This window comes from Mesotoga sp. HF07.pep.5.2.highcov, assembly GCF_003666285.1.
Taxonomy (GTDB): domain Bacteria; phylum Thermotogota; class Thermotogae; order Petrotogales; family Kosmotogaceae; genus Mesotoga; species Mesotoga prima.
Genome location: NZ_JFHJ01000720.1, coordinates 1 through 1,524, shown reverse-complemented (window position 1 = coordinate 1,524; position 1,524 = coordinate 1). Strand labels below are relative to the sequence as shown.

Annotated in this window: 1 protein-coding gene; it reads left to right on the top strand. The window is 48.6% G+C overall.

The genetic code is table 11. The features are described 5' to 3' along the window. A partial coding sequence (locus BG32_RS15335; protein ID WP_147435116.1) for a xanthine dehydrogenase family protein molybdopterin-binding subunit occupies positions 1 to 1,251 on the top strand: 1,251 nt, incomplete at its 5' end. Positions 1,252 to 1,524 lie beyond the last annotated feature (273 nt).

The following is a 1,524-nucleotide window of genomic DNA, read 5'->3' as shown; positions in this document are numbered from 1 at the left end:
GTTGCCCACAAGCTCAAAATCGATCCGGTAGAGTTCAGAAAGAAGAACCTTATTAAGAAGGGCCAGACAACTTGCACGGGGATGCCAATGCACGATCACGCTCTTGAGAAGATCGTCGACAAAGTGGTAGAGAAGATGGATTTGCACAAAGAAGAACCAGCGACACGGAAGGGATGGAAGAGAGGAAAGGGGATCGCGCTGGCAATAAAAGCGCCTGCGATTCCTGCAGACGCCTCTTCGTCCGCTATTGTCAAGCTAAACGGAGACGGGACCGTAGAAGTGCTGGCTGCGACGATGGATATGGGGCAGGGTACTTACAGCGCCTTCGCACAGATCGTCTCTGAAGAACTCGGGATTCCTTACGACTGGATCAAAGTATATTATCCAGATACTCAGAGCCACCCTTATGACTGGCAGACGGTTGCTAGCAGATCCTGTTGGTCAATGGGAATGGCTGTGAAAAGAGCTGCTAGCGAATTGAGAGAGAAGCTCCTCGCTTTGTTCGCAGAGTATTGGCAGACACCGGTCGAAACAATAAGCATAGAGTACGGAGTCGTCAAGTGTCACAAACTTGGCAAGAGTGAAAGGATAGACGAACGAGTTCAGAATGGTTTCAAAATGCCTGACGGAATTTTGAAAGGTGGCCCGATTATCGGCACCGGTTCGTTTACACCGCCGGATCTGATCTATCCCGACCCCGATACGGGACAGTCCTCAAAGGTAGTTGCCCATTTCACCCTTGGCGCAGTCGGGATAGACATTGAGGTCGATCCCGGCACAGGAAGGATACTTGTAAACAAAGTCTGCGCGGGTTACGATGTCGGCAAGGCAATAACCCCGATAAACATTAAGGGTCAAATAGAAGGCGGTACCGTTCAGGGTCTTTCTGCATGCCTTATGGAAGGCTTGTCGTATGACGAGCGTGGCAGACTGCTCAATCCCGATTTCACGGACTACAAAATCGCCACGATAATGGATGCTCCTACAGAAATCGAGTCTTTCTGGGAAGAGGTACCTGAAGAGATTTCTCCTTACGGGAACCGGGGTGTTGGAGAGCATTCGATGATAGCTCCGGCTCCGGCACTTAATAACGCGCTGTTCAAAGCGACGGGCATGAGGATCCACAGTTATCCCCTCAGCAGAGAGAGAGTCCACAAAGCTTTGAAAGCAAAGGAAAAAGGTGAGACCGATTTCTGGGAATGGCCCTATGAACTGGATCTTGCATATATGCGTGCGAAGAAGGAGTGGTGAAGAAGCCAGCGATCATAATTTTGCTGTCAAAAAGAGAAAGAAATTCTCTCAATTTCACTAGGTGTAACTCCCGTCAGCGGGTTTCTTTGCTTGACAAGTCTCTATTGTGATGTATCATATTATCTATAAGTGACGGAAACATTCGGGAAGGAGAAGAGCTAATGTTGAAGACAACTTCGGAACCGGGGATTACAGATTAGAACGCTCTTCAGGGACAGACAGACTGTCCTTTTTCTTCAGTCGTACGCTTCATGTTATTTTTTCCTTAAAGCA